Origin of the sequence: Longimicrobium sp. (genome assembly GCF_048594345.1) — a bacterium.
Taxonomy (GTDB): domain Bacteria; phylum Gemmatimonadota; class Gemmatimonadetes; order Longimicrobiales; family Longimicrobiaceae; genus Longimicrobium.
In genome coordinates, this window is sequence record NZ_JBMDXM010000271.1 from 1 (window position 1) to 2083 (window position 2083).

At 69.8% G+C, this 2083-nt stretch carries 2 protein-coding genes and 1 pseudogene; 1 reads left to right on the plus strand and 2 read right to left on the minus strand.

Going from position 1 to position 2083, the window contains the following annotated elements; all coding sequences use genetic code 11:
- The coding region (locus tag ACOJUJ_RS28585) for a phosphate acyltransferase (protein ID WP_420130339.1) at positions 1-274 on the plus strand (274 nt) is incomplete at its 5' end.
- Between the two features lie 1304 nt (positions 275-1578).
- On the opposite strand, the gene ACOJUJ_RS28590 is transcribed toward ACOJUJ_RS28585, so the two are convergent.
- Positions 1579-1944, minus strand: coding sequence for a response regulator (locus ACOJUJ_RS28590; RefSeq protein WP_420130340.1), 366 nt, complete (start codon positions 1942-1944; stop codon positions 1579-1581).
- Between the two features lie 51 nt (positions 1945-1995).
- Positions 1996-2083 (minus strand): annotated as a pseudogene (locus tag ACOJUJ_RS28595) (response regulator); the annotation flags it as partial.

The following is a 2083-nucleotide window of genomic DNA, read 5'->3' on the forward strand; positions in this document are numbered from 1 at the left end:
CTGGGACGAATCCCTGCGCCGCCGCATGCTGCCCGACACCACACTGAGCGGCCGCGCCAACCTGTTCGTGTTCCCGAACATCGACGCGGCCAACATCACCTACAACATGATCCGCGTGATGACCGGCGGCGTGGCCCTGGGCCCCATCCTGATGGGCGTCAACAAGCCCGCCCACATCCTGACGCCCTCGGCCACCCCGCGCCGCGTGATCAACATGACCGCCATCGCCGCCGTCGACGCCCAGATCCGCAAGGCCCAACAACAAGGCGCCTGACCGGCAGTCCACCTCTCCCGCACCGCGGAGGAGGTGCGCGATCGCGCGATTCAGCCACCTCCCCGCACCGCGACGGAGATCGGCACGCATCGCGCAACCAGATCACCTCCCCCGCATCGCGGGGGAGGTCGACACGCGTAGCGTGTCGGGTGGGGGCGGGGCTTTTGAGCGGAATGCCGCTTCGTCCAATACGGCGCGAAAAGCACCCCCATCCCAACCTTCCCCCGCAGGCGGGGGAAGGAGACAAGCGCCCCGCGCGCGCGTCGTTGCACTCGCGCCGAGAACAACCGAATCGCGCAACCAGATCACCTCCCCCGCATCGCGGGGGAGGTCGGCACGCATCGCGTGCCGGGTGGGGGCAGGGGCTTTGAGCGGGATACCGCTTCATCCAGCGCCGCGCAGAAAGCGCCCCCATCCCAACCTTCCACCCGTAAAGGGCGCAATGCCCCGCAAGCGGGGGAAGGAGACAAGCATCAATCACCTCCCCCGCATCGCGGGGGAGGTCGGCACGAGTCGCGTGCCGGGTGGGGGCAGGGGCTTTGAGCGGGATACCGCTTCGTCCAGCACCACGCGTAAAGCCGCCCCCATCCCAACCTTCCCCCGCAAGCGGGGGAAGGAGCGAAGCGCATCGCGCGCTGATCATGCATCGCGCGAGCAGTCGCATCCTCGGAGCAGGAGAGCCAACCGCATCGCGCAATCAGTCACCTCCCCCGCACCGCGGGGGAGGTCGGCACGCATCGCGTGCCGGGTGGGGGCAGGGGCTTTGAGCGAGATACCGCTTCATCCAGCGCCGCGCAGAAAAAGCGCCCCCATCCCAACCTTCCACCCGTAAAGGGCGCAATGCCCCGCAAGCGGGGGAAGGAGCGAAGCGCATCGCGCGATCAGTCACCTCCCCCGCATCGCGGGGGAGGTCGACACGCGCAGCGTATCGGGTGGGGCGGCGCTGTTAGCGTCGCGCAGAAAAAACGCCCCCATCCCAGCCTTCCACCCGTAAAGGGCGCAATGCCCCGCAAGCGGGGGAAGGGGCCAAGTGCGTCGCGCGATCAGTCACCTCCCCCGCATCGCGGGGGAGGTCGGCACGCGTCGCGTGCCGGGTGGGGGCAGGGGCTTTGAGCGGGATACCGATTCATCCAGCGCCGCGCAGAAAAAGCGCCCCCATCCCAGCCTTCCACCCGTAAAGGGCGCAATGCCCCGCAAGCGGGGGAAGGAGACAAGCATCCGTCACCTCCCCTGCACCGCGGGGGAGGTCGGCACGCGTAGCGTGTCGGGTGGGGGCCGGGGCTGTCAGCACACCCCCACCGCCCTCACTCCGCCTTGCCGTCCTCCGCCGCCAGCACCTCGGCCAGCGCCGCCGGCAAGCGGTCGAGCTGGTCCTTGTGGACCAACGCATCACCCTCGGGCAACGCGTCGCCCGGCAGGCCGTAGACCGAGCCGGTCATGAACACCACCGGCACGCCCGGGCGCAGCCGGCGGGTGAGCGCCAGCGCCTCGGCGCCCGAAAAACCAGGCAGGTTGACGTCCGACAGCACCACGCGCGGGGCGAAGGCTTCCAGCGCCTCCACCAGCCCCGCCTCGCTGTGCACCCGCCGCGTCTCCACCGCCAGCCCCGCATCGCGCAGGGCCAGCTCGGCCAGTTCGGCGTCGTCGCGCGAATCGTCGACGATCAGCACACGCAGGCGTCCAGCCCGCGCGCCATGGCCTTCATCGTCTCCCATGCGGGCTCACTCTTCCTCGGGCACTTCGTTGAGCACGGCCCAGAACTTGCCCAGCGTGCGCACCGCGTCGAAGAACTGGTCGACGTCCACCGGC